Source organism: Trichocoleus sp. FACHB-90, from assembly GCF_014695505.1.
Classification (GTDB): Bacteria; Cyanobacteriota; Cyanobacteriia; order Cyanobacteriales; family FACHB-T130; genus Funiculus; species Funiculus sociatus.
The window spans coordinates 138,656-163,265 of the sequence record NZ_JACJOK010000069.1; the positions used below are offsets into that span (position 1 = coordinate 138,656).

Sequence of the window (24,610 nt, forward strand, 5' to 3'; positions counted from 1 at the left end):
CCATTTCACCAGTCAGTGATTTATATAATAGAAAGTGAATTGGTTGTAAGGCGGTATCAACTGTGACAGACTTTCCTGAAATTCTCACAACTTGCCGATTTTACCTGGAACTAAAACTCGACGGAAGTAATGATGCGATAGACGGCTACTTTATGGATTGTAGCGGCTTTAAGTCTACCCAACAGGTGATAGAAATCTCCGAGGTGACACCTCAGAAGTGGGGCAAAGATGGAGAATCTCAGGGTCGAGTTGTCCGGACAAAAATTCCTGGTAATGTTAGTTACAGCAATATTACCTTGCGCCGGGGTCTGACTTGTTCGATGACGTTGTGGAACTGGATTCAGGCTGTGCAGGACGGAAATTGGGGTAAACAACAGCGCGATGGATCTTTAGTAATCTATAATCAGGCAGCCCAAGAGCAGTTTAGATTTGAGTTTAAACGAGCATGGCCTACTAGCTATAAAATTGCAGATGTTAATGCTGTTGGAGGCGATATGGAGATTGAAGAGATAGAAGTGACTGTTGAAGAGTTAAAACGGATTAATGTAGTAACGAATGATTCAAACTGAGTTTGAATTTACTTTACCAAAGGGGTATCTCGATAGTGATGGCAACATTCACCGCAAAGGCGTAATGCGTTTGTCGAGAGCAATGGATGAAATTGTCCCCTTGCGCGACCCTCGCGTTAAATCAAATCCTGCTTACGCTACAGTAATTATTTTGGCGCGCGTGATCGTTCGGCTGGGAGCCTTGGAAGAGGTTACGCCTTCAGTTGTTGAAGGTTTTTTCGCTTGTGATTTGAATTATCTCCAAAAATTTTATCGTCAGATTAATGAACTAGAGCAGGAAAATTCTGAGTCGAACGTGGTGACAAACCCGTTACCAAATCCTGCACTGACTCCTGATTTTGAGTAACCCGACGAGATGGACAGCGATCGCATACTCTATACTGAATTTGAATTTATCCTTCCTAGAGGATTGGTGGATGCAAGTGGGGGCGTTCATCGCCAAGGCGTGATGCGTCTAGCAACTGCAAAAGATGAAATGTTTGTCCAAAAAGACCGGGGGGTGCAGGATAATCCCGCTTATGCAGTTTTGGTGATGCTCTCGCGAACTATTACTCATTTAGGCGAACTATCAAAGGTAACTCCTGAATTGTTGGAAAATCTTTTTTCTCTAGATTTGGCGTACTTGCGGGAGTTTTACAATCGCATCAACCAACAAGGTGATGTTTACATTCCGGTTCAGTGTCCTACGTGCAATAGTCAATTTCAGGTGGAGCTTTCTCTAGCGGGGGAATCTTAGGCTACCCCTCTGATGCGCTGCGCGAGGAGGTAGCCTTAATTGCTTTTCACTTCCACTGGTCTTTAGAAGACATCCTCAACTTGGAACACAATGACCGCCGGAGTTGGGTGACGGAAATTAGTAAGATTCAGCATCAGGAATGATGTCATGTCCGGTAAGCCCAAAATAAAAGAAGCCCACCCCACCATCGTCTGAGGCTTTGCCTCCCCCGTTGGCTTGCTCTGTAGCAAGGTGGTTTGATTTATTAAAAGAAAATTCTGTAACGTTGATTTTGGTTGGCTGTAGGGGCTTTTTGATTACCATGCCCCTACAAAATTGACAACGTTTCAATGACTAGGGCGTGGAACTTGTGCTAGTTTCTAACTTAATTAAAGGTTCCTTGGCAACTGTGCCGAGATTAACGGCTTTTAATAAGTCTTCCCAATCTGTTACTAAGCTGGAATCGTTAGGAGAAGCGTTGCGTAAATTAGCTAGAGATGCGATCGTGTCGAGCCAAAGTCCAGCCTCAGCGTACAAAACTGGGCGATCGCGTTCTGTTGCTTTCTCTAAATCCTTAACTAAGGTGGCACTTGGTTCAATTCGTTGCACCCACCCTTCTACAAAAATATCTGCTGCCCTATCCTCAGCGTCACAAATAACTGAAAACGACCAACGATATTTTTTACCAACTTCCAGCTGTGGAGAATCAGCGTCTGAGGGAAGGCTGATGCTAACAATACCAGCAGTGCTAGGAATGGGAATTTTTGTTTTGTATAGTGCCTCCTGCTGGTTTTCCTCGTCATGCAACGTAAACTCGGCTTGTTCGGCGCTACTAGAAGGAATAGCAACAAATAAGGTCGGACGCTCTGCTACAGTCAATCCCACATTAGTATCTGGCAATAATGCCATTACAGACTTTCCTTGATTGCTACAGTTTGAGCTACCACGCGATGCTCCCGGTTCTCTAGTACGGGGTGCGCCGACTTTTGGCAATCTAAATCTCAGGCGACCTGAGCGCGCACGGTTGGGGGTTGTTTGCCGTATCGGTGTTTGTGGCGAGTCTGCTGTGGCTGGAATGCTGGCGTACAGCGTTAGTCCCACAGACAAGGCTAAGGAAAGTGTTGTGAAATGTACAGAAGATTTGTTCAACATATATTTTTTTCAAGTTGTAGCACTTTAACCCAGCAAGCAGCACCTCTTCAAAGCATACGCTTTGCAGTCTGTAGGGACAAGCTTAACCAGGACATTGTAATTTGTAAACAGAGACTCTTTTATCTTCAACAATGTTTCTCTACTTTCCTGGGAAATAAGATAGAAAATTTAAAGATGCGATCGCTCTTGTCTGGTTTTTAAGTTGATTTTTTTACTTTTAGCCTATTGGGAATATTTCAATGCTATAACTGCTATAAATTATCTCTCATGTCAGCCTTTTTTCTTCTGCTTCATTGAAAATTTAATTGACTTATCCATTTATTTGTCCAAAACTTCATTAAGTTTTGTAAGGTTGGAGAAATAAAATTTAAGAGCGACGCAGAAGCTCATCAATCAGCTTTGCCAAATACATTGGGGCAGAAAAAATCTTAATTTTGAGTTTATCTGCAAAGGCGACAGATTGAGCGACAATTGACACTCTAGCCCCTAGAGAGGAGGTGGCAATTATATGATTTCTCGGCTCAACTCAAAAATTCGCTCCCTGTTATCAAACACCAACGCAGGCACAACAGCATTAAACTTTGGCGGACAGGTAGTTCTCACCAGCGTTGTAATTACCGGCTTGGTAGTAGGAGCAAGAGCGCTGGGGATGCTCCAGGGACAGGAGCTTGGTGCGTTTGACCAGCTAATTCGTCTGCGTCCTGATGAAGGGCCAGATAAGCGCGTGTTGCTGGTGGAAATCACCGAGGGAGACATCCAAGCGGAGAAGGGATGGCCTTTGTCTGATGCGACAATTGCTAGAGTTTTGCAGAAACTAGACGAGTATGAACCGCGAGCCATCGGTATAGATATTATTCGGGATGTTCCCGTCAAAGAGGGAAATGCAGACTTATTGAAGGTGTTGAAGGGAAGCGATCGCATTATAACTATCTGCCAACTGAGTGACGGTAAACAAGCAGGATTTCCGCCACCACCAAGCATCCCACCAGAGCAAGTTGGATTTGCTGATTTCGTCAAAGAGCCGGATGGATGGGTGCGCCGCAGTCTCTTAGTTGCAAGTCCCCCAGCCCCGAAAGTTCCCCTAGAGAATGCCCACCTATGCAGCGATCCCGAAGAGCAACTGACATCTTTGGATATGTCTCTAGCACTAATTTACCTGCAAGCTGAGGGAATTGAGGCAGAACCTACACCCGATGGAAACCTGAAAATCGCCTCAACTGTATTCAAAAGCCCCGACAAAAATGCTGGCGGATATCGGAACGCCGATATGGAAGGTGTGCAGATGCTAATTAATTATCGCTCTGCAAATGAGCCAGCCAACAAAGTAACGCTCACAGATGTACTCAAGGGTAAAGTCGATCCGGCTTTAGTAAAAGATAAAGTTGTGCTGGTTGGCTACACAGCAACCAGCGTAAATGACGACTTTAACACGCCTTACAGTGCTGGTCAGGAAGGCACCCAGAAAATGCCCGGAGTGACCATTCACGCTCAAGTTGTCAGTCAAATCCTCAGCGCAGTGCTGGATAAACGACCCCTATTTTGGTACTGGAATGAGTGGGGCGAACTTTTCTGGATTTGGGGTTGGTCGCTGGCGGGAGGCATTTTAGCATGGCGCATTCGCCGTCCCTGGCTGCTTGGTATCGCTGGAGGCGTAGCAATAGTCGTTTTGTATGGAACTTGCTACGTTTTATTTCTCCAAGCTGGGTGGATACCCCTGATACCGCCAGCATTGGCACTGGTGGCGACAGCTGGCGGTGTTTTGCTCGTAGAAAGAGGCTACGCCAAGGCAATCTATAAAAGCGTCAAAGGTTTCTTGAAAATCGATATTGAGATTGATGAAGAAAAGAAAGAGCGCCAGGTAGCTGAAATTACAGAAACTGACTATTTTGTGGAGTTGCAGGAAAAGGCAAAAAATTTCAGAAGTCGAGGCGGCACCTCATCTAAGGCAAAAGCTCAGCCTGCATCCGAAGCCATTGAAACAACTGAAAAAAACGACGATTACTTGCAGCAGTTGCAGCAACAGGGGAAAAATTTGCGCCCTCGGCACACCGATGTCGAGATTGAAGCAAATCCACTGACATCAGAAGCAACAGTTTCACCCCAAGTTGTAATAATTGATGAAAGCAACAACTACTTGCAGCAGTTGCAGCAAAAGGCGGAAAATCGGCACAGGGATGTCGAAATTGAATCAAATACACAGTCATCAGAAGTGACAGTTTCCGCCTCTGTACCTGTAATAACCGAAGAAACCGACGACTACTTGCAGCAGTTGCAGCGAAAGGTGAAAAGTCGGAAACATCGGCACAGGGATGTCGAAATTGAATCAAATCCACAGACATCAGAAGCGACAGTTTCACCCCAAGTTGTAATAACTGAAGAAATTGATTATTTTGAGCAGTTGCAGCAAAAGGCGAAGCTGAAGAATTGGGATGCAGACGGGCCTGAAGCGGCAATCGAGATCGAAGAAGATACCCAGGTAAGTCAAAACGCCCAAACTGCTGAAGAAGACTACTTCCAGCAGTTGCAGCAAAGAGTGCAACTGAAGAATTTGGACGCAAACAGAGAAACTGAAGGCGTAACTGAGATCGAAGAGGATTCACAGGTAAGCCAAGACGCCCAAACCGCTGAAGCAGACTACTTCCAGCAGTTGCAGCAAAGAGTGCAACTGAAGAATTTGGACGCAAACAGAGAAACTGAAGGCGTAACTGAGATCGAAAAGGATTCACAGGTAAGCCAAGACGCCCAAACCGCTGAAGAAGACTACTTCCAGCAGTTGCAGCAAAGGGCGAACAAGCGACAGAAGACAGAGGATGAATCTAAGTGATGGGGATAGGAGCGATCGCTTTCAACATTAATTGGCTTAAAGTCAAGGAAGGAAGACTATGACTAAGGAAACGACATCTGGGGAACAAGAGACAGATATTAGTCTGAGTATGGTCGATGCGATGAGTTTACCCGACCAAGAGCGGAAACTCGTCAATTGGATGATGCGTCACAAAAGCGTATCCTTAGCGGAAGTGGTGGCTCATACTGGCGCGGGTGAAGATATTGCCCGCGCACAGCTAGACACCCTGATAGCACAAGGATTTGTGCAAGAAGTGGAACAGGGAAGCGATCGCTACTACCGACCTCGCCTTACCTCTAAACGGCGCAGCAAGTTGTCTACAGATATCTGGCAAAGTTTAGACGAGAAGGCACCAGGGGAAGAGTGATGAGTTAGGAGTTTGTAGAGACGCGATTTATCATCACGTCTTGAGTTATGAGTTAATTGAGGTAAATCATGTCAAAAATCGTGTCCATCCACTCATTTCGGGGTGGCACCGGAAAATCGAACTCGACTGCTAACCTAGCTGCGATAGTTGCTCGCTTTGGGCATCGCGTTGGCATCGTTGATACGGATATCCAATCCCCCGGAATTCATGTGCTTTTCGGTTTCGATGAGGGTAAGATAAAACACTCTCTCAATGATTATTTGTGGGGGCGCTGTTTAATTGAAGAAGCTGCTTATGATGTCACCTCGGTTTTGAAAAAAACGGGTAATAAAAACAGCAGCATTTACCTGATTCCTTCCAGCATAAAAGCTGGAGATATTACCAGAGTGCTGCGCGAGGGATTCGATTTTGGTCTGCTCAATGATGGGTTTCAAGAAGTAATCGACGCTCTAGATTTAGACTACTTATTCATTGATACCCATCCAGGGCTTAATGAAGAAACTCTGCTTTCTATCACTATTTCTGATATTTTGGTTTTGATTTTGCGTCCAGATCGCCAAGATTTTCAGGGTACTGCTGTGACAGTGGAAGTTGCCCGAAAGTTGCAGGTTCCTAAGATGTTGCTTATGGTGAATAAGGCTCTACCTATTTTGGATTTTGATGCTTTAAAGCAACAGGTCGAGAAGACATATAACGCACCGGTAGCAGGTATTTTGCCGCTTTCGGAAGAGATGATCCAAATGGCAAGTAGCGATTTGTTCTGCTTGCGTTTTCCAGATCATCCGTTAAGCAAGGTTATGGAAAATGTTGCCAAAATGATTATGGCTTGATGGCTAATAGCTAATTGGAATTAGCTATTATTAGTTGCCTGTAACTAATTGCCAGAGGGTTTGAGGAAGTTGAGTCACTTGTTGCCAAAGGTCTTGAGGGCCAATGCCAAAAAATAGTTGTAAAACAAGAACAATTGCCGCAACAAGAATGGCAGTGCTGATACTTGCCTTCACAACTTTAACCAGCAAGGTGAAGATTAGCCAGGAAACTATAATTGCGGCGATGAAAATGATTAAGTCTACTGGCATAGCGAATCAAGAGTATTTATTGCTGAAGAGAAAGTTTTCGCAGGGCATCTCACCAAATCGAGATCAAACTGTTTGGCGTTCGGCTACTGATTGTTGCAAATCTTTGATTTTATCCAGTGCATCTTGATATAACCTTTGATTGCCTTGTTGTTTGCCGAGGTCGGCGGCTTTCTGAAAATCTGCGATCGCGTCCTGTGGGTTTCCTAATTGAGCTTTGGCAGTTGCCCGGTTATAGTATGCTAGGGCATCATTGGGATTAATTTGTAGCACCTGGTTATAATCAGCGATCGCTCCCTGCTTATCTCCAAGAGCGGCGCGAATATTTCCCCGGTTGCCATAAGCTTCGGCAAACTCAGGATTAAGACGAATTGCTTGGTCGAAGTCTGCGATCGCTTCTTGATAGTTTCTCGCTCTGATGCGAGAGATTCCTCGGTTGTAGTAGGCTGTATCATCCTTGGGATTGACACGAATCGCTTGGTTATAATCTGCGATCGCTCCTTGTATATCTCCCATGTCATCGCGGGCATTGCCTCGATTTACATAAGCTCCCGCAAAGTTGGGATTGAGACGAATTGCCCGATCGTAATCTTGTATTGCTCCCTGGTAGTCTCCGTTGTGGTACTTTTCTAATCCTTGTTCGTTGAAGTCATCAGCGCTTCTTTCTTGTGTGAGCGTTTGGGGTGGTTGAGCATAGACAGCAGGAGACAGTCCACCAATGGAGGTAATGATTCCCAAGATAGCGATCGCTCTATGAATGTGATTCATAATTTTTGCTGACAGAAATAAAAGTATCAACTTATATATACAAGATGTTATGGAATTTTTCCGCAGGTTTTACCTTTTCTAATACTTTACTTCATGCCAAAACTTCCTATATTGCCTGTGGATGATGAATGCGATCGCCTTGAGGCTACTCTTGAATCGTGGCACTCTATATTTTTTCTTTTATAAATCCCTCTTAATTTAGGTAAAAATCGCTATTATAACAACTTAAAGCGTGAATTTATAATTGCTCAGATTCAGACCTAATACTGTTGATAAAATCCCAAAATTCTGACAGAGAAGTAATAGTTATCCCTTTCCTAAAGAAACTTTTTAGCACAGACAAGTCATCAATGTCATTAATCACCTCTACGATAGATTGAGGAACGACTTCAAAACGAGCTTCTAAAACTTCGATAACATTCTCTCTCGCACTTTCCAATCGCCCTTGTAGTTCCCACCTTGCCATTGCTCTCGGCTCAATACTTGTAATATATGGCATTTGCTGCTCCTCCTGATAACGACTTATTTTTTCTTGAATATTATCTTCCAATTCTTCTATTAATCGGATTACTCAGTTAACAAATTCCTGAAACCCTGACATAGAAGCAATAGTTATCGCTTGTCTATGGAGTGCCTTTAGCACAGACAAATCCTCAATGTCATTAATCACCTCTACGATAGATTGAGGAACGACTTCAAAACGAGTTTCTAAAACTTCGATAACAGCCTCTCGCGCAGTTTCCAGTCGCCCTTGTAGTTCCCCCCTTGCCATTGCTCTCCGCTCAATACTGGTAATATATGGCATTTGCTGTTCCTCCTGATAACGACTGATTTCTTCGTCAAAAGTATCCTCTAAGTCCTCTGGTAATTGCATCACCCAGTCAATGAAGCGAAATAACTCTAGTATATCTTGGCGTTCATAGCCGCGTTCATACAAGCCTCTGACCAGCCTCAATTTCCACTGTAACCGACTAAATTTATCGCGGCGCGTTGCTTTCGCTTTCAAATGGGCCATGACTACTATAGAAAATGGGTTGCTACTCTGCTCTAGTTCGCTCCATCGTGCGTCATAATCTAAGAGTTTCACTATCGGAAACTCTAAACTTGCTCGACAACCAAAGAGGGTGTAACTGTAACTATTGGGTCGCCAATTCTGTTCGTCATCTGCCAATACTGCGAGACTTGCTACTTGTCTCTCATACCTGTCAAAAATGCGGTAGTTGTAGGTGTACATACGCTTGGCAAAGCTTGACTGAGATTTGCTTTGGACTTCGATATGAACTAATACCCAAGCTTCCTCGCCGTTTTGTAACCATACTTTTATCAGTTTATCGACTCGCCGCATTCCAATCTCAGCATCCCGCACAATTTGCTGTAGTTCGTTGTCAAGAGATTCATAATTTCTCGACCAGTTAATCTCAGCATGAGCTTGTGGAAAAAAGAATGCCATGAAGTCTTGAAAATAGGTTTCGATGACTTCTTTCCAATGACTATCGTATTCATCGGGTTGATTCTTGGCCATACGATCGCGTCCACAGCTATAGTCTATTTATTTTAGCGATCGCTGCGGTTTTGGCTATATCAATGATGAATTTATCTTAGCTAAGGAAGAGAAGGCGATCGCGTCCAATCTTCTCTCTTGCCGCTAAAACTTCCTGCCTTGCCCATTCATCGGCTGCTACAATGTCATCAAGAGAAGGATTTGGTCGATTGTCGGATTGATGGCGATCGCATACATATTCAATACAACGCGGAATATCCAAAAATTCAATTTTTTCTTCCAAAAATAGCGCTACAGCCTGTTCATTTGCCGCATTCAAAACAGCAGGCATTGAACCACCAGCTCTTCCCGCTGTATAGGCAAGTTGCATACAGGGATACTTTTGATGATCTGGTTCTTTGAAGGTTAAATTTCCAGCTTTTACTAAATCTAACTGTTGCCAATCTGTATGAATTCGTTCCGGCCATGACAACGCATAAAGCAGCGGTAAACGCATATCAGGCCAACCCAACTGAGCTAAAACTGAAGTATCTTGCAACTCAATTAATGAGTGAATAATACTTTGGGGATGAATGACAATATCGATATGGTCGTAATCCATGCCAAATAGGAAATGAGCCTCAATTACTTCTAGCCCTTTATTCATCAACGTGGCGGAGTCTATAGTAATTTTTTTACCCATTGACCAATTAGGATGCTTTAGGGCATCTGCAACTTTAACTGTTGCTAATTTTTCTACAGGCAAATCCCGGAAAGCACCTCCTGAAGCCGTGAGCAAAATTCGCCGCAAGCCGCCCATTTTAACCCCTTGAAGGCATTGAAAGATGGCAGAATGTTCTGAGTCAGCTGGCAGCAACTTAACGCCATATTTCTCCACCAAAGGCAGCACAACTGGCCCCCCAGCAATTAGAGTTTCCTTATTCGCCAGAGCAATGTCTTTTCCAGCTTCAATTGCGGCGATGGTTGGCAATAGACCTGCACAGCCGACAATACCAGTGACTACGATTTGGGCATCGTTGTAACGGGCAACTTCAATTACCCCGGCTTGGCCCGCAAGTAGGACGGGCTGGGGGTCGAGGTCTTTTATCGCCTCTTTCAATTGTGACAATTTCTCTTCTTCGCAGATGGCTGCTATGCTTGGGCGAAACTGTCGTATTTGTGCGGCAAGCATTTCTACGTTGCGTCCAGCTGCTAACCCTACAATCCGAAACTGGTCAGGGTACTGAGCCACGATATCTAGCGTCTGAGTTCCAATTGATCCGGTAGAGCCAAGGAGAGCGATCGCTTTCATATTTATTTAATAATTCGCTGTACTTTACACTATACGATTGTTTGGGCTGTCTTAGTCGTTGGTCATTGAAACGTTGCCGGATTGAAAAGTTAAAACCTTGTCAGGTTCTAACTTTTCAACCTAACAACAATAATTTATACTCAATTTTTAACCTCGACGGGCAATTGACAAAAGATGATAATTATGTTTTTCAACTTTAAGAGTAGCCGAAATTAATTTAACGGAGATACTGATGAAAGAAAATAAAATTGAAGATTACACGCTTAAGGAAATCCACGAGCAGTCAGCCGTGGTACAAGCTTGTTTAGATGCTTTTACTAATCAGCGAATACCAGCATTAGGTGAACAAATCATAAATTTAGGCGTTTCCTCTAAGTTTTACCTTGATATAAACCAAATTCAAATTATTGCTTGTGGTAGTAGTTTGTATGCCAGCTTAGTAGGTAAATACTTGTTTGAACAAGTGGCAAAAGTTCCCACTATAGTACATGATGCTGCGGAATTTCGAGATGCACCACCGCCCCCAACTGCTAACACACTTATCATTGGCGTTACCCAGTCTGGAGAAACCGCAGATACACTCGCTGCGTTGGAAATAGAAAAAAATCGTAGGGTGAAGCAGCGACTTTTAGGAATTACCAATAAAACAGGAAGTTCTTTAGAGAAACTGGTAGACCATACTATCCATACGCAGGCAGGAATTGAAGTAGCGATCGCTGCCACAAAAACGGTTGTAGCTCAGTTGATAGCGTTTTACTGTTTAGCGCTTGATTTGGCTCACTACCGCCAAATTTTATCGGTGGAACAATTACATCAAATCATGGCACAATTACGACAAATTCCTGCCAAAATAGACATAGTTTTGCAAACCCAAAAAGACGATATTGAAAAATTAGCACAAGATTTAAAGGAAACACAAAATTGGATTTTATTAGGACGAGGTATTAACTTTCCCATTGCTTTAGAGGGAGCATTGAAGCTGAAAGAAACTAGCTATATTCACGCCGAAGGTTATCATAGTGGAGAATTTTTGCACGGGCCAATTGCCATCCTAGATTCTAAAGTTGCTGTAGTAGCGATCGCTATGCCTGGTGTCGTTTACAAAAAAGTCCTTGCAAATGCTCAGAAAGCAAAGGCTTGTGGTGTTCGCCTAATTGGGGTAACATCCATCAAGTCTGAGATATTTGATGATGTGTTGTCTGTACCTGAAGTAGACGAATTACTCTCTCCTTTTCTAACAGTTATTCCCCTGCAACTTTTGGCTTACTATCTCGGAGTGCATCGGGGAGTCGATGTTGACCGCCCCAGGAATTTAACTAAGGCTATAACTCATGAATGAATCTGAAACAGTCGATAGAAAAAAAGTTTTTTTAAACAATGGTTTCATCTTTGCAGCGGGAATGTGGCTAATTAGCAGACTCGTGATTTTGATAGCAATGATGTTAATTGCTCCGTTGCTTCCGGCTCCACCAGGTGGGGTTGCGCCTACCTTTGGCTGGGGAGTTTTCGATTATTGGGATAGTGTACATTATCGCGCGATCGCTACTACTGGCTACGAATATATCAATGATGGGAAAGGGCATAATGTTGCCTTTTTTCCCCTATTCCCTTTAATTGTTCGTGGAATAATGCTCTTTGGCTTACCGTTTGAAGTAGCAGGAACATTAGTAAACAATTTTGCTTTTTTGGGCGCAATAATGATTGTTTACCTTTGGGTAGAAGAAAATCATGGAAAAAATGCTGCAAGGTGGTCAAGTGCTGTACTGGCTTGGTGTCCGTTTTCTCTATTTGGAACGGTAATTTATACAGAAGGGCTGTTTCTTTTATTAAGTACAGCCGCTTTGAGAGCATTTGATAAAAAACAGTATTTTTGGTTAGCTTTGTGTGGTGCATTAGCAACTGCAACTCGACCCACTGGGATAGCACTTATCCCTGCTTTTTTGATAGTAGCGTGGAGACAACGCAGACCCCTGATTGCCTACGTTTCCAGTTTAGCTACCGCAGTCGGTTTGCTGCTGTTTAGTTTGTATTGCTGGATTCGTTTTGCAGACCCCTTAGCATTTGTCAATGCACAGCGGGGATGGCGACCAACCGTGGGGTTTGATTGGCAAGGTTGGGGGAAAATGCTGATGCAAATTTCCGTGGGAACAGCAAACTGGAAACACGGCTCAATTGTAGACCCTTTGCATCCACTGCTATTTTTAATTATTGTCGGTAGTGGCTTTTTGTGGTGGCGATTTCAGAAAAAATTAGGTGAGGTTAAAGTTAGATATGGTTTTTGTTTGTTATGGTTAATTTTATGGCTCGTGGCAGGCGATCCGTTGATTAATACGGTCGCTTTAGTAGGCGGCGGCTACTTGTTATGGCACTTACGCAAGCAGTTGAGTTTGGTAACAGTAATTTATGGTTTTTGTGGCTTAGGATTAATTTTGAACTCTGGAGGTACTTGGTCAATTGGTCGGATTGCTTATGGAATTGTATCACTAGCGATCGCTCTTGGTTTATTACTTTCCCGTTATCCGCGTTGGGGATACCCTACAATCGGCTTTTTCACCATCTTTCTTGCCAGTTTATCTATTAGATTTGCCCAACACCTTTGGGCAGGGTGAAGATTCGATTAATTCAGCAATTAATCTATCAAAGCAATTGGTGGAAATTTCCTCTAATAATATAAGGGATCAAGAGAGATTTACCCTGTGCCTGAAGCGTTTCAAACATATTATGAAAGAAAAACTGTTAAAGCCTGGTGCTGTTGCGCTAACAATCGGCATAAGTATCTTAATTTTATTTGCGTGTAGCAGCTTTAGACACGCAATGTTTCAATCGGGGGCTTTTGACCTGGGAATTTACGATCAAGTAGTTTATTTAATCAGTCAACGAAAGCCGCCAATTTCTTCTATTCTTGGCTTTCATCATATGGGAAACCATGCAGCTTGGGCAGTTTATCCGCTGGCTTTATTTTACAAAATTTCCCCAAATGTTCACTGGTTACTGATAGTGCAAGCTGTTGCCTTATCTTTGGGTGCATTACCGATGTGGCACCTTGCACATCAGGCGGGGTTAAAACAATCCCAATGCGTAGCAATGGCAGCGGCGTACTTACTCTACCCGCTAATTTTTAATGTTAATTTATTTGAATTTCACCCGGAAGTTATGGCTGTTCCCGTCTTTTTAGCAGCGGTATGGTGTGCTAGGGAAAGTAAAATTGGGTGGTTTTGTTTAAGTATTATTTTTATTTTGGGATGTAAAGCTGTCTTATCTCTAACTGTAGCGGCGATGGGTTTCTGGCTGCTGGTGTTTGAGAAGAAGCGTTTCTATGGTGCTTTTGCCCTGTGTGCTGGTGTTGCCTGGTTCCTCATTGTAACTCAGGTGGTTATTCCGTTCTTCAGCAGCAGCGAAGCCGCAGCAGTGGAACGTTACAGTTATCTCGGCAATTCAGTTTTGGACATTGCGAGAAATTTAGTATTTAAGCCAGAGTTAGTGTTAGGAAGAATATTCTCAATTAATACTATAAACTATTTAATACTTTTAATTTTGCCGTTAATTTGGGGCCTTTTACCGCAGCATTTAACTCCTTTGGTGAGTGGTATTCCTGCTTTCATGTTAAACATTCTTTCCGACAAACCGCATCAACGGGATTTAATTCATCAGTATTCTTTGCCAATTTTGCCTTTTCTGCTGCTGGCTGTAATTTCTAGTCTTGCTGCTAATCGCAGTTGGTTGAAAAATAGAAAGGCGATAATTCTCTGGTCGCTAGTGGCTTTCTTAGCATTAGCAAAGTATGGGTATTTTTGGTCAAAATATCAGATTTCGCTAGATAATTGGCAAGCAACGCGGGAAGCGATCGCGCAAATTCAAACTTCTGATGGTGTCTTAACTACCCACAGAATTGTCCCCCATTTAACCCACCGCCGCCTGATCCAGTTCGTTGACGATTTTAATCCCCCACCCGCCGATCTCTCAGCCTTTGAGTATGTCTTGCTGAATGTGCGTTATCCCGGCGGATCTGGTAATCGAGAATTTGCTGCCAACTTTGTCAATCAACTCAGAAATGCACCGCAATTTCAATTAACCTATCAACGTGATGATGTTTATTTGTTTAGAAAAAAGTCTTAATAAAATTAAATAGGATTTTAGGAGTTTCAAATGACATATCCCCAGGCACCTTGGACGCTTCAAGGTTACGCATTACAAACCTTGCATTTGGTAGATATTCCCAAAGCGCGTCCTTTCATCCCCCCAGAGTTTGAAATCGTCTCTGTATTCCCAGGAAAAACCCTAGGCGGAGTTTACTTATCCTATTACGGCACAGGTTCAGTATTAGAGTACAGCGAGTTAATTGTTGTCCCTGGTATCGTCAGCTATCAAGGCAAATTTGGCGGTTGGGTTTCCCATATTTATGTAGACAATTCTGATTCTGTTGCTGGTGGACGAGAAATTTGGGGACTACCCAAAGAAATAGCTGAATTTACCTGGCAAAAAGGCGACAATTCTTTAGTCACAGTCCGTCAAGGCGATAAGCAGTTGTGCAGCCTCAGCTACACAAACACGCCATTACCCCTTTCTACCTGGTGGCGACAACCCTTAGCCGGATCTGCCTTCAGTACCCTAGACTCCAATGTGCTATTTTTCAAAACTGGATTAGAGTCTCAGCTAAAGGCAGTTAGTGGCAAATTGGAAGTACCTGCAATTAGTCCTTTCTCCCAGTTAGGCTTAGGTCAGCCTTTGGTAACAGTTTACTGCGACCAAATGCGTATAGTTGTAGATGCGCCGGAAGTAGTGGGACACACAGCAAGAGAAGCTGAGTTTAGCTATCGGTAAGCACTAGAACACCAATTTATAACAATTGTATTTGGGTTGACCGAAATAGCAAAACGCAACAAATGCTTATATTGCATTTGTTGCGTTACCTCAAACACCACTCGCAAGGGCGTAGGAAAATACGCTTTTCGTGTGGCTAACCTACTATTTTGTTAACTTTGTTTGTCTAGAGCCACCTTAAAGGGCGATCGCAAAAATCAAAAAAACCGCTAATTGCTTCCCCAATTAGCGGAGGATGATTGAGAGGAATCAGCCCGATATTTACTAATCTTTCTAGATATCAGATCCTGGCGCAGCCTCAGCACCCATAGGTAATACAGCACCACGTAAGAAATCAATTTGCTGCTGAAAATCCATGCCTTCAATTTGCGCTAACAAGTCTTTTCCTTCTTGGGGAAGTTCATAATTAGGAGGCATAGGAATGATAGTACCGTTGTCCATTCCTTGCGCTAAAAAGTACCAGAAAGCCAGCTTAGTTTCAGGACTCAAAGAGCCGTATTCACGGCTAATCTGAGTATTAGCATTTGTGGCGATATCACGCTGAACTTGCAGCTGTTCTTCATGGGAAAGTTCTTTAACTTGATTGAACAATCCCTCTGCAATTTCAGAGCCAGAAGCCCCTGGAGCCGCTGGTGTGATTGATTTACCCATCTTGGTGTAAACAAACCACAGCAATCCTAGCTGATCGTCTACATTCAAGCCCTTAAGAGCTTCTTTACCTTTGTCGTAGCTACCCGTAGTGGTGAATGTCATAATGCCCTCCAAAAAATCAATAATTGCTTAGTTTCCGCAGTTACTCAGAAAACTACTTTGAAAACTACTTTTCGCTTTCTTAAAGAAAATTAACTAAAAATCGATGATGGTTTAACCCCGCTGAAGATAGATTACGATCCCCAAGACAAATCCATCAACGAGAGGGTAGATAACTTATAAATTTATAACCAAAGGAAGATATGAAAAAGTAAGCGATCGCGCAACACTTTAAAAAAATCTCAGAAGGCGATCGCTCTTAGAATTTAAACAAGTAAGGTAAGGTAATATCTGCTAATTTACAGCGTTTAACTGCTCAGTTCCTCTACTTGGGCTACAGACAAACCAGTTAACCGACCTACTTGTTCTACACCCATCCCTTCTGCCAGTAAGTTGCGTACCGTCTGCTGCAACTGAGACTCTGCTTGCTCTGCCCGTAGACGTTCCGAGTCTGCCCGCAGGCGTTCTTGTTCTTCCGGAGTTGGTAGCAATTCTCCCTCCAAAGTTGCCCAGCGCAACCAGGTAGCATCAATTCCTTTGTAGTTACCTTGCCAACGCTGCAACGCTAAACCCAACGATTGGCTTATTAATTGGTTCTGAGCATTTAAAGACAGAGGTTGATAAACTCCTTGCTGGAGAAAGAAACCAGCCCAATCATCGGGGTTAAAAGGGTCAAACCAAAAATACTCTGATACGCGCAACTGATTTTGATAAATCAGTTTTTTCTCATTTTTATCTAGCTGGGCGGTGCTGTCTGAGAGCAACTCAATTACCACATCTGGGGCTTTTCCTTCTTCCCAAACCACCCAACTTAAACGTTCTCTTTTTGGTACTCCCAACACAGCAAAAAAGTCTGGGCCTCTAAAGTCTTTGTTGCGAACCTGCTCCATACTGAAGTATACAAACATATTGCCGCCTACATAACCGTCCGAGCGTTCTCCCAGCCAAGGTAGTAGGGTATCAATCAACAAATCCATCTGGACTTTATGCCGTTGAGATTCCATCGGAATTCCATCATCATAGGGAAGTTCTGCCTGGGTTGGGGGCAGCGTTACGTCATGTTCAACTAGAATAATGTTTGACATGGCTTTTTAACTGTTGAGTACCCGTTTTTAATACTTTCATATTACTTGATAAGTAGATTGTCGGGCGAGCAAAGTTATGATTTTGTAATAGGGCATTTTTGATGATGCTCCAATTTATTTTAGTTTGAGAAAGAAGGGAGTTGGAGCGCGATCGCCTCCTTCCTTACCTACCCTCACTTAAGATGTATGATAGATACTACTTTCATCACCGAAGCACATATGCAAGCCTATAAACTCAAGGTAAAAATTGAATGATTGGGTCACTTGATTATTACAAAACCGATTAATCTAAAGCTGGGAAATGTAGAAATTATCATCTTAGAGTAAGCTGAAAATGGCACTGACTCCTTTAGTAACGAGCCACTGGATACGACACCTTAAAGACAAGTTCCAACTAAAATCAAGGCTTTAAGAGACTGGTTTGCTAAAACCTAGCCTGCTCCACCTGATTTTGATGCAGATGAAGCTAGATGGGAAGGTTTAAAGGAGAAACACAAGCTATGAAATTTTTGTTAGACATACGTCCAAGCAAGCTACAAATTCCTTAGAATTTCACTAAATTAAACTCTCTATTGCGTGTTGCAAATCTTTAGTCAAATGGGTTACAGCAAGTTTGGCACCGTGACGATTTTCTTGATAAACTGCGTAACGTTCTGAAACAGATATTGGTTGCCCGATAGTCATCTCTACTTGTTGATTGCCAAGACGAGGGCGTTCAAAAGGATTACTATTCTTGATGCGAGTCACCATATCCCATAAAAGTAAAGTTGTCTCAACAAAGCGCTCTACGGTTGGTTTTTCTATAACATACTTGCCTGTAACTGCTACAAAAGTTTCTACCAAGCGCATATGCCATATATGACTGTTTGCTTCGTCAGCTATTCGATTGGCTAATGCCCTTTCTAGGGGAGACAGCGCTTTTATATTCTTGTATTCTTCTCGATAAATGTGATTCCAACCAGCCTGCTCTAGGCGACGACAGCGGTCAATCACAGTTCCCTTGGGCGGTAAGTCAAAATATTGCTCTGCAACTTGTAGCGCCGCATCCATCAAAGCTTGAAGTCGAGCTTCCAAGGCTTCATTCTTCGGCAAAGTTTTATGATAAAATCTGGTATAAAAATCCTCCATTAATGAGAGTAAATGCTCCCCTAAACGATACAAGCGTTTATAGAGAAAATGAGGATTTAAAACATCAGGCTCAGCATCTGCATATGCGGGTAAACCGCTAGATGCTTCCAATTCACTTAAAAGCTTTTCTAAAGACTTCCAGGGAGCTTCAATGTAACGATATTTAATCCCCACTGGCACAATCAAAACTTGCTCGGAGCGTCCAGCTTTGAGCAAATCTTCAACACACCAAAAACCTAATTGAGAGATACCTGGTTCTAGTGGACTGATAATTTCATTGTGACCGTTGGTGGCACCTTCTGGGGCAGCTGCCATCGGAAACTGAGCATTAGCAAACAAGTCACGCGCCGACTTTAACCCTAACCAGTCTGCTTTGCCTCTATGAATGGGGGTGCCACCTAAGCGAGAATAGATCCAGCCCATGTGTGTGCCTGCCCATAGAGGAATTCCCCGGTCATAGATAAAGTGGAAATGTAGGGGATTTTGCAAGGATACGCCTTGTTGTTGTGCTACCCGTGGCACCAATTTCCACATCAAGTGAGCCATGCACAGCGCATCTTCGGCGTTGGGATGGCGAAATGCCATTAGGAAGCGGATTTTTCCGTCCTGAAATTGGCGATACAGATCGACCAAAACCTCCACGTTGTCGGCTTGAATTTGAGTAATTGCTGTATGCGATCGCATCCAAAACGGTAGCACCATCTGGACGGAGCGTAAAACTAGAGGATTGAAAGCTGGCGGAATAAATTCTAGCGGTGGTTGAGCCTGTATCATGAAATCTGGCAATGTCCTATCCTTATAACTTGCGACTAGACATCCTAGACTTAGCTTAGATAATAATTTTCCCATCTGTAGAGGCAACCACTGATGCGACTGTCACAAATGCTTTTTGTTACGCTGCGGGAAGATCCAGCGGAAGCAACAATCCCCAGTCATAAATTACTGCTCCGTGCAGGCTATATTCGTCGCATCGGTAGCGGTATTTACGCCTATTTGCCCTTGATGTGGCGAGTGCTGCAAAAGGTTTCCCAAATCGTGCGCCAAGAGATGAATGCAACAGGCGCTCAAGAGTGTCTGCTGCCACAATTGCAACCAGCAGATTTATGGCGAGAATCGGAGCGCTGGGATACTTACACCCAAGCTGAGAATATCATGTTCGCCCTCACAGACCGACACAAACAAGAATTGGGATTAGGGCCGACGCATGAGGAAGTAATTACTAGCGTAGCTCGTGATATGATTCGCTCCTACCGTCAGCTACCACTGCACCTCTATCAACTGCAAACCAAATTCCGGGATGAAATTCGCCCCCGCTTTGGCTTGATGCGCGGGCGAGAATTCATCATGAAAGATGGCTACTCGTTCCACACCAATGAGGAAAGCCTGAAGAAAACTTATCAGGATATGCACCAAGCTTACAGCAATATGTTGCGACGGTGCGGTTTAGCTTTCCGAGCGGTAGAAGCTGATTCTGGCGCTATTGGTGGCTCTGGTTCCCAAGAATTTATGGTACTCGCTGAGGCGGGTGAAGATGAAGTTCTCTACACCGAAGATGGACAGTACGCCGCCAATGTGGAAAAGGCTGTTTCTTTGCCACCGGATGCGGAAGAATCCTCATTTACAACTTCCGAAAAACGGGAGACGCCGGGAACAGAAACTATCGATAAACTGTGCCAATTTTTAAAGTGTCATCCTACCCAACTTGTAAAAAATGTCCTCTACCAAACTGTTTATGACAATGGCATGACAGTTTTGGTGCTGGTAAGTATCCGAGGAGATCAAGATGTTAATGAAGTCAAGTTGCAAAATGAGCTGACAAAGTTAGCCCCACAGTATGGCGGGAAAACTATCATCGCCTTGACGGTACCAGACGCAGAAGCGCAGCAAAAATGGGCGGCAAAACCTCTACCTTTGGGTTATATTGCCCCTGATATTACTGATGACTACATCACTGGAGATAAGCAAATACATCCTAAGTTTGTGCGCTTAGTTGATAAAACTGCTGTTAATTTAAAGAACTTCGTCACAGGTTCTAATGAAAGTGGCTACCACGGAGTCGGGGCAAATTGGGGTGAGCAATTTAAGCTACCAGAAATGGTATTGGATGTGCGAAAGGCAAGATTAGGCGATCGCGCAATTCACGATCCCAGTCAAACTCTCCAAACTGCCAGAGGAATTGAAATCGGTCACATTTTCCAGCTAGGCACCAAATACTCTGTAGCAATGGGAGCAACTTACACCAACGAACAAGGTGAAGAAGTACCTTTAGTAATGGGTTGTTATGGTGTTGGCGTGTCGAGACTGGCACAGGCTGCGGTAGAACAATCTTATGATAAAGATGGGATTATCTGGCCTGTAGCGATCGCGCCTTATCAAGTCATCATTTCAATTCCCAACACAGGCGACACCAAACAAGTCGAAGCTGCTGAACAACTCTACACTCAACTCAATGAAGCGGGAATTGAAACATTATTAGATGACCGCGACGAACGCGCTGGGGTAAAGTTTAAAGATGCCGATTTAATTGGGATACCCTATAGAGTGGTTACAGGGCGATCGCTCAATAATGGCAAAGTGGAAATCGTCGAACGAGCCACCCACAAATCTCAGGAAATTTCCCTTTCGGAAGTAGTATCTACCTTAAAAGAGTGGATTTCTACCGCTGTTGCATAACTACATCAATACTCATTCCCAGCCTCTAACTGGGAATGAGAAGTAAATAATTAATATTAACTAATGGAACTTATAGCCATCTTTTTGTCTGGGATACTAGCTCTCGTCTCACCTGTTGGATTAGTTCTCGATCGCACAGTAGAGAGCGCCATCCGCTCCCGATTTGATAAAGTAGAGCAATTGCAAGTCCGCATCGACAACGCCCCCAACTATCAAATTGTCCAAGGAAAAGTCGAGCGAGTGCGGGTTGCAGGGCGGGGGTTCTGGCTAACACCAGAAATCAGAATTGCAGCTTTGGAACTAGAAACCGATCCCCTTGACATTGATGTAGCGCGTTTGCAAAAGCGGGGAAAGGCTCCAGTGACGACTTTACTAGAGCAACCTTTACAGGGGGGATTGCGTTTAGTTATCACCCAGGAGGATATTAATAAAGCTTTACTCTCACCGACTGTAACAAAGCGTTTGAGTAAACTGGCAAGCCGTCTTTTGGGCAGTTCAGCTGAACTTATAGTTCAACGCTATGAGTTTGTCAATCCCAAGATAGAACTTCTGGGGAATAACCGAGTGCGTTTGCAGTTGGAATTACAAGAACAGGGAGCGGATAAACTGAGTGTATCGGTGGAGACAGGGGTGAGTGTTGCCGAAGAAACTAAGTTGCAGTTAATTGAGCCGTCGGTTTCGGTTAATAATACGCCAGTACCACCCCCAGTAGTTGCTGCTTTGCTGTCCACTGTGAATGACCGATTGGATCTCAGTACCTTGGATGATGCTGCGATCGCTCTTAGAATCCTAAAATTAGATGTAGATAGGGAACAGCTAGAGGTAGCAGCATTTGTGAAAGTAAAAGCGCCAACTGCTGTACCTAGTGTGCGTTAGGTTTTTCCGGAGCAGCGCCCCTTTCAAATGTATTTCTCATCAAAACCTCCTCACAAAAATCCCAATAAATCTTTAAGGAGGGAAATTAATATGCAAGCTCAACAACCAGTCCGCCGGATGGCGATCGCGATCGCACTCGGTATGTCGGCGCTAGTTTTTGCGGCGTGCGCTCCAGAAGAGCCGCAGGCAGTAAATCCAAACACGTCTCCCACAACCTCTCCGGCTCCCTCTCCGACTCCCATCGCCCAAGAGTCGCCCACGCCGTCTCAGACTAAGCCCCAGGCAGCCCAGAAGACAGTTGAAGTCTATTGGCTCAAAAGTAGTGGCAACAATATCGAGGTGGTGCCAACTCAGGTCAAAGCGGCAGCCGCAGTCAAATCGCAAGCTCCTCTCAATGAGGCTTTCAATAGTTTGCTGGCTGGGCCAACCGATCCGGGTTACAGCAGCACTATTCCCAAGGGAACCAAGCTCAGAAGTTTGAAGGTTCGGGATGATGGTGTTTATGTGGATCTATCTCAAGAGTTTACCAGTGGCGGCGGCAGTACCTCAATGACAGGTCGCGTGGCACAGGTTCTCTATACAGCCACCAGTGAAAATCCCAATGCCAAGGTTTGGCTGAATGTAGAGGGAAAACCTTTAGACGTTTTGGGCGGTGAAGGTTTAGAACTAGATCAGCCACTCACAAGGCAAACCTTTCAGGAAAATTTTAAACTGTAGTTTTTGCTTTGCCATTCATAGGGGCGGAGTTTCCCTGCCCCTACAGAAAACTGACTCAAACAGCGGATAATTCTACAATTGATTGAAGAATTGCTCTAAAGATCCTACCGTCAGCGCTACCTCTACCAAATCTTCCAATTGATTCAAATTAAGTATTTGTAATCTTGGCTCGATTTCAGTAGGAACGTCCCCAAAGCGAGTGGTGAGTAAACGCAACAACTGTCGCAAAGCGCCTTGCTGTAAACCTTGCTCGATTCCTTGCTGTAAACCTTGCTCAATTCCTTGCTGTAAACCTTGCTCGATTCCTTGCTGTTGCGCCGCCTCCTCTGGTAAGGGGACAACATTACCAGCTTGGTCATAGAAGCGCAACCACACCCCCGTAATTCGCTCCAGCGTTCCTTCCCAAGTTCCCAACCACAAGCCTAACCGCTGACACCAAAGCCATCCTTGCTCGTTCGGTGTTAGGGGCTGATACTGTTGATTAACATCCAAATGCCACCCCCGTAAGGAATTGGGATCGAACGGGTCAAATACGTAATAATCCGGGGTACGGAAAATCTGCTCGTAAATATCCTTCTTAACTCCCGTGTCTACCGCCGCTGTGGAGGGTGACATCAGCTCCACAATTACATCGGGATAGCGACCATTTTCTTCCCATACTACCCAGCCTTGGCGGTCGGTTCTACCATCCACGTTCAACACTACAAAAAAATCCGGCCCCCGGAAGTCTCGATTACGAGCTTGAGTGCTGCTGTAGTAAATGAACATATTGCCCCCCGCAAAGTAATCATTGCGGCCAGCCAATGGGATTAGCATTGACCGAATCAGGACATTCATAGCAATGCGGTGGAGATTGCTTTCCAAGGGTTCACCATCATCAAAAATTAAATCTGTAGGTGGCATCGGCGGTTCCCACTCTACCACCTGCCTCTGGGATTCCTGTTCTTGGGTTGTCTGGGGTTGCATCATATCAACCTGCCATCAAATTAAATAATTATAGAGAGTGAACTACCCAACGCCAAGCTTACGCTATGGCGTGGGCTTCTGACTTCACGGGGGATTGCGTCAGCTTAGACTTTCGCCCTTGCTTCCGACTCACATCCCCTCCATCAGCAGCAGTCCTAGTTCCTAAGACCGATAGTATTCTGATTCCCTCTGCTCTGATATTGATTGCGGCGTTTCCGTCTCTATCATGGTGAGTGCCGCAGTTGGGGCAAGTCCAAGCCCTAACATCTAGCGGCATCTCACTTATTTGATAGTGGCAATTTGAGCAAAGTTTAGAGCTGGGAAACCATCGGTTAATTTCTACCAATACCTTACCCTCACGGTCTAACTTGTAATGCAAGAAATTGACGAACATTCCCCAACCCACATCAGAAATTGCTTTGGCTAGTTTGTGATTACGAACCATGCCCTTAACGTGAAGGTTTTCGACTACGATGACTTGATTATCGTCAACAAGCTTTCTCGACAGCTTATGCAAGTAGTCTTGACGGACATTGTTAACCCGTTCGTAAACTCTAGCTACTAATTTTCTGGCTTTATCTCTTGACTTGCTTCCTTTCTCCTTTCTGGCTAGTTTTTGTTGTTTTCTTTTGAGATTGCGCTCATGTTTTGCTAAATGCTTAGGGTTGGCGTATTTAGAAGTTTTTTCGCCATCGTGAACAATGGCGAAATCCTTCAAACCTAAATCAATACCCGCAACTTTTCCATCAGTGCTAACTACTGGATTATCCCCGTCTAATTCCATCAGTACAGAGGCATAATACTTGCCTGATGGGGTCATGCTGACGGTTACAGTCTTAATTTTTCCTTCAATCTGTCGATGAAGTTTAGCCTTGACTATACCTACACGACCGGGAAACTTGAAGCAACCATCAACAATTTTGACTGACTGAGGATATTGAATTGATTGCCTATTCTTCTTGGCTTTGAATCTTGGGTATTTAGCTCTACCCTCAAAGAAGTTTTTATAGGCAGTCACCAAATTAAGCGTAGTAGCCTGCAAAACCTGAGAGTAGCATTCAGAGAGCCATTCAGTTTCCTTCTCTTTTTTGAGCCTTGGTAAAAACTTGTTCAATGCAACTTGGGTTAAGCCCTTGCCCGTTGCTTTGTAGGTTTCAATGCACAAGTTGAGGGCATGATTCCACCACCAGCGAGAGCATCCAAAGTGTTGAGCTAGTATCTCTTGTTGTTCAATTGTTGGATACAGCCTGACTTTGGCGGCTTGATGCTGCATTGCTTTTACCTCTTCTTATCATTATAAGCATTTTTTA

26 protein-coding genes are annotated in these 24,610 nt (G+C 44.0%); 14 read left to right on the forward strand and 12 right to left on the reverse strand.

Annotated features, from left to right (window positions below):
- Nucleotides 1–62 precede the first annotated feature (62 nt).
- The 4 genes from H6F74_RS20090 to H6F74_RS31125 are packed head-to-tail and all read left to right on the forward strand — an operon-like array spanning nucleotide 63 to nucleotide 1,448.
- Nucleotides 63–569, forward strand: coding sequence for a phage tail protein (locus H6F74_RS20090; RefSeq protein WP_190443953.1), 507 nt, complete (start codon nucleotides 63–65; stop codon nucleotides 567–569).
- Nucleotides 556–915 (forward strand): hypothetical protein, encoded by a 360-nt coding sequence (locus H6F74_RS20095; protein ID WP_190443954.1) that lies wholly within the window; start codon nucleotides 556–558, stop codon nucleotides 913–915. The genes H6F74_RS20090 and H6F74_RS20095 overlap by 14 nt, the downstream gene beginning before the upstream one ends.
- Nucleotides 916–924: 9 nt before the next feature.
- A complete protein-coding gene (locus H6F74_RS20100) occupies nucleotides 925–1,305 on the forward strand; it encodes a phage tail assembly protein (protein ID WP_190443955.1) in 381 nt (126 codons plus the stop codon).
- A complete protein-coding gene (locus H6F74_RS31125; protein ID WP_347269536.1) occupies nucleotides 1,299–1,448 on the forward strand; it encodes a DUF6760 family protein in 150 nt (49 codons plus the stop codon). Before H6F74_RS20100 ends, H6F74_RS31125 begins: the two co-directional genes overlap by 7 nt.
- Here H6F74_RS31125 and H6F74_RS20105 read toward each other — a convergent pair.
- Together H6F74_RS20105 and H6F74_RS20110 are read right to left on the reverse strand one after the other, a co-directional pair.
- The gene (locus H6F74_RS20105) at nucleotides 1,423–1,608 is read right to left on the reverse strand and encodes a hypothetical protein (RefSeq protein ID WP_190443956.1); all 186 of its coding nucleotides are present in this window, start codon (nucleotides 1,606–1,608) and stop codon (nucleotides 1,423–1,425) included. The genes H6F74_RS31125 and H6F74_RS20105 overlap by 26 nt on opposite strands.
- Before the next feature lie 30 nt (nucleotides 1,609–1,638).
- On the reverse strand, nucleotides 1,639–2,436 hold the full coding sequence (locus tag H6F74_RS20110) for a DUF928 domain-containing protein (protein WP_190443957.1): 798 nt from the start codon (nucleotides 2,434–2,436) through the stop codon (nucleotides 1,639–1,641).
- A 508-nt stretch (nucleotides 2,437–2,944) separates the two neighbouring features.
- Here H6F74_RS20110 and H6F74_RS20115 point away from each other — a divergent pair.
- From H6F74_RS20115 to H6F74_RS20125, 3 genes are all read left to right on the forward strand, one after another.
- Nucleotides 2,945–5,260, forward strand: coding sequence for a CHASE2 domain-containing protein (locus H6F74_RS20115; RefSeq protein WP_190443958.1), 2,316 nt, complete (start codon nucleotides 2,945–2,947; stop codon nucleotides 5,258–5,260).
- Nucleotides 5,261–5,318: 58 nt separating this feature from the next.
- The gene (locus tag H6F74_RS20120) at nucleotides 5,319–5,648 is read left to right on the forward strand and encodes an ArsR family transcriptional regulator (protein WP_190443959.1); all 330 of its coding nucleotides are present in this window, start codon (nucleotides 5,319–5,321) and stop codon (nucleotides 5,646–5,648) included.
- A gap of 68 nt (nucleotides 5,649–5,716) precedes the next feature.
- On the forward strand, nucleotides 5,717–6,478 hold the full coding sequence (locus tag H6F74_RS20125) for a MinD/ParA family protein (RefSeq protein WP_190443960.1): 762 nt from the start codon (nucleotides 5,717–5,719) through the stop codon (nucleotides 6,476–6,478).
- A gap of 30 nt (nucleotides 6,479–6,508) precedes the next feature.
- Here H6F74_RS20125 and H6F74_RS20130 read toward each other — a convergent pair whose 3' ends face one another.
- From H6F74_RS20130 to dxr, 5 genes are all read right to left on the reverse strand, one after another.
- Nucleotides 6,509–6,727 carry a hypothetical protein gene (locus tag H6F74_RS20130; RefSeq protein ID WP_190443961.1) on the reverse strand — a complete coding sequence of 73 codons (219 nt, stop codon included), beginning with the start codon at nucleotides 6,725–6,727 and terminating at the stop codon, nucleotides 6,509–6,511.
- A 63-nt stretch (nucleotides 6,728–6,790) separates the two neighbouring features.
- Complete coding sequence (locus tag H6F74_RS20135; protein WP_190443962.1) at nucleotides 6,791–7,492, reverse strand: tetratricopeptide repeat protein; 702 nt, start codon at nucleotides 7,490–7,492, stop codon at nucleotides 6,791–6,793.
- A gap of 238 nt (nucleotides 7,493–7,730) precedes the next feature.
- Complete coding sequence (locus H6F74_RS20140) at nucleotides 7,731–7,991, reverse strand: hypothetical protein (protein ID WP_190443963.1); 261 nt, start codon at nucleotides 7,989–7,991, stop codon at nucleotides 7,731–7,733.
- 72 nt (nucleotides 7,992–8,063) lie between these two features.
- Nucleotides 8,064–9,014, reverse strand: a complete 951-nt coding sequence (locus tag H6F74_RS20145; protein WP_190443964.1) for an Rpn family recombination-promoting nuclease/putative transposase — start codon at nucleotides 9,012–9,014, stop codon at nucleotides 8,064–8,066.
- Between the two features lie 76 nt (nucleotides 9,015–9,090).
- Nucleotides 9,091–10,284: a 1-deoxy-D-xylulose-5-phosphate reductoisomerase gene (gene dxr / locus H6F74_RS20150; protein WP_190443965.1), complete on the reverse strand. Its 1,194-nt coding sequence runs from the start codon at nucleotides 10,282–10,284 to the stop codon at nucleotides 9,091–9,093.
- Nucleotides 10,285–10,516: 232 nt separating this feature from the next.
- Here dxr and H6F74_RS20155 point away from each other — a divergent pair, with 232 nt between their 5' ends.
- The 4 genes from H6F74_RS20155 to H6F74_RS20170 all read left to right on the forward strand — a co-directional run bounded on the left by H6F74_RS20155 (nucleotide 10,517) and on the right by H6F74_RS20170 (nucleotide 15,105).
- Entirely contained in the window at nucleotides 10,517–11,623 is a 1,107-nt protein-coding gene (locus tag H6F74_RS20155) for an SIS domain-containing protein (protein ID WP_190443966.1), read from the forward strand.
- Nucleotides 11,616–12,893, forward strand: a complete 1,278-nt coding sequence (locus H6F74_RS20160) for a mannosyltransferase family protein (RefSeq protein ID WP_190443967.1) — start codon at nucleotides 11,616–11,618, stop codon at nucleotides 12,891–12,893. Before H6F74_RS20155 ends, H6F74_RS20160 begins: the two co-directional genes overlap by 8 nt.
- A gap of 112 nt (nucleotides 12,894–13,005) precedes the next feature.
- A complete protein-coding gene (locus tag H6F74_RS20165) occupies nucleotides 13,006–14,400 on the forward strand; it encodes a DUF2079 domain-containing protein (RefSeq protein ID WP_190443968.1) in 1,395 nt (464 codons plus the stop codon).
- A gap of 30 nt (nucleotides 14,401–14,430) precedes the next feature.
- Nucleotides 14,431–15,105, forward strand: a complete 675-nt coding sequence (locus H6F74_RS20170) for an acetoacetate decarboxylase family protein (RefSeq protein ID WP_190443969.1) — start codon at nucleotides 14,431–14,433, stop codon at nucleotides 15,103–15,105.
- A gap of 273 nt (nucleotides 15,106–15,378) precedes the next feature.
- Here H6F74_RS20170 and H6F74_RS20175 read toward each other — a convergent pair whose 3' ends face one another.
- The 3 genes from H6F74_RS20175 to H6F74_RS20185 all read right to left on the reverse strand — a co-directional run bounded on the left by H6F74_RS20175 (nucleotide 15,379) and on the right by H6F74_RS20185 (nucleotide 18,854).
- A complete protein-coding gene (locus tag H6F74_RS20175) occupies nucleotides 15,379–15,858 on the reverse strand; it encodes an orange carotenoid protein N-terminal domain-containing protein (protein ID WP_190443970.1) in 480 nt (159 codons plus the stop codon).
- A gap of 305 nt (nucleotides 15,859–16,163) precedes the next feature.
- A complete protein-coding gene (locus tag H6F74_RS20180; RefSeq protein ID WP_190443971.1) occupies nucleotides 16,164–16,940 on the reverse strand; it encodes a Uma2 family endonuclease in 777 nt (258 codons plus the stop codon).
- Nucleotides 16,941–17,495: 555 nt separating this feature from the next.
- Complete coding sequence (locus tag H6F74_RS20185; RefSeq protein WP_242022225.1) at nucleotides 17,496–18,854, reverse strand: 1-acyl-sn-glycerol-3-phosphate acyltransferase; 1,359 nt, start codon at nucleotides 18,852–18,854, stop codon at nucleotides 17,496–17,498.
- Between the two features lie 81 nt (nucleotides 18,855–18,935).
- Between H6F74_RS20185 and H6F74_RS20190 the strand changes: the two genes are divergently transcribed.
- The 3 genes from H6F74_RS20190 to H6F74_RS20200 all read left to right on the forward strand — a co-directional run bounded on the left by H6F74_RS20190 (nucleotide 18,936) and on the right by H6F74_RS20200 (nucleotide 22,334).
- The gene (locus H6F74_RS20190; protein WP_190443972.1) at nucleotides 18,936–20,741 is read left to right on the forward strand and encodes a proline--tRNA ligase; all 1,806 of its coding nucleotides are present in this window, start codon (nucleotides 18,936–18,938) and stop codon (nucleotides 20,739–20,741) included.
- A gap of 63 nt (nucleotides 20,742–20,804) precedes the next feature.
- A complete protein-coding gene (locus tag H6F74_RS20195) occupies nucleotides 20,805–21,617 on the forward strand; it encodes a DUF2993 domain-containing protein (protein ID WP_190443973.1) in 813 nt (270 codons plus the stop codon).
- 90 nt (nucleotides 21,618–21,707) lie between these two features.
- Nucleotides 21,708–22,334 carry a GerMN domain-containing protein gene (locus tag H6F74_RS20200; RefSeq protein ID WP_190443974.1) on the forward strand — a complete coding sequence of 209 codons (627 nt, stop codon included), beginning with the start codon at nucleotides 21,708–21,710 and terminating at the stop codon, nucleotides 22,332–22,334.
- Between the two features lie 72 nt (nucleotides 22,335–22,406).
- On the opposite strand, the gene H6F74_RS20205 is transcribed toward H6F74_RS20200, so the two are convergent.
- Both H6F74_RS20205 and H6F74_RS20210 read right to left on the reverse strand, forming a co-directional pair.
- Nucleotides 22,407–23,303, reverse strand: coding sequence for a Uma2 family endonuclease (locus H6F74_RS20205; RefSeq protein WP_190443975.1), 897 nt, complete (start codon nucleotides 23,301–23,303; stop codon nucleotides 22,407–22,409).
- 55 nt (nucleotides 23,304–23,358) lie between these two features.
- Nucleotides 23,359–24,573, reverse strand: a complete 1,215-nt coding sequence (locus H6F74_RS20210; RefSeq protein WP_190443976.1) for an RNA-guided endonuclease TnpB family protein — start codon at nucleotides 24,571–24,573, stop codon at nucleotides 23,359–23,361.
- Nucleotides 24,574–24,610: the final 37 nt, after the last annotated feature.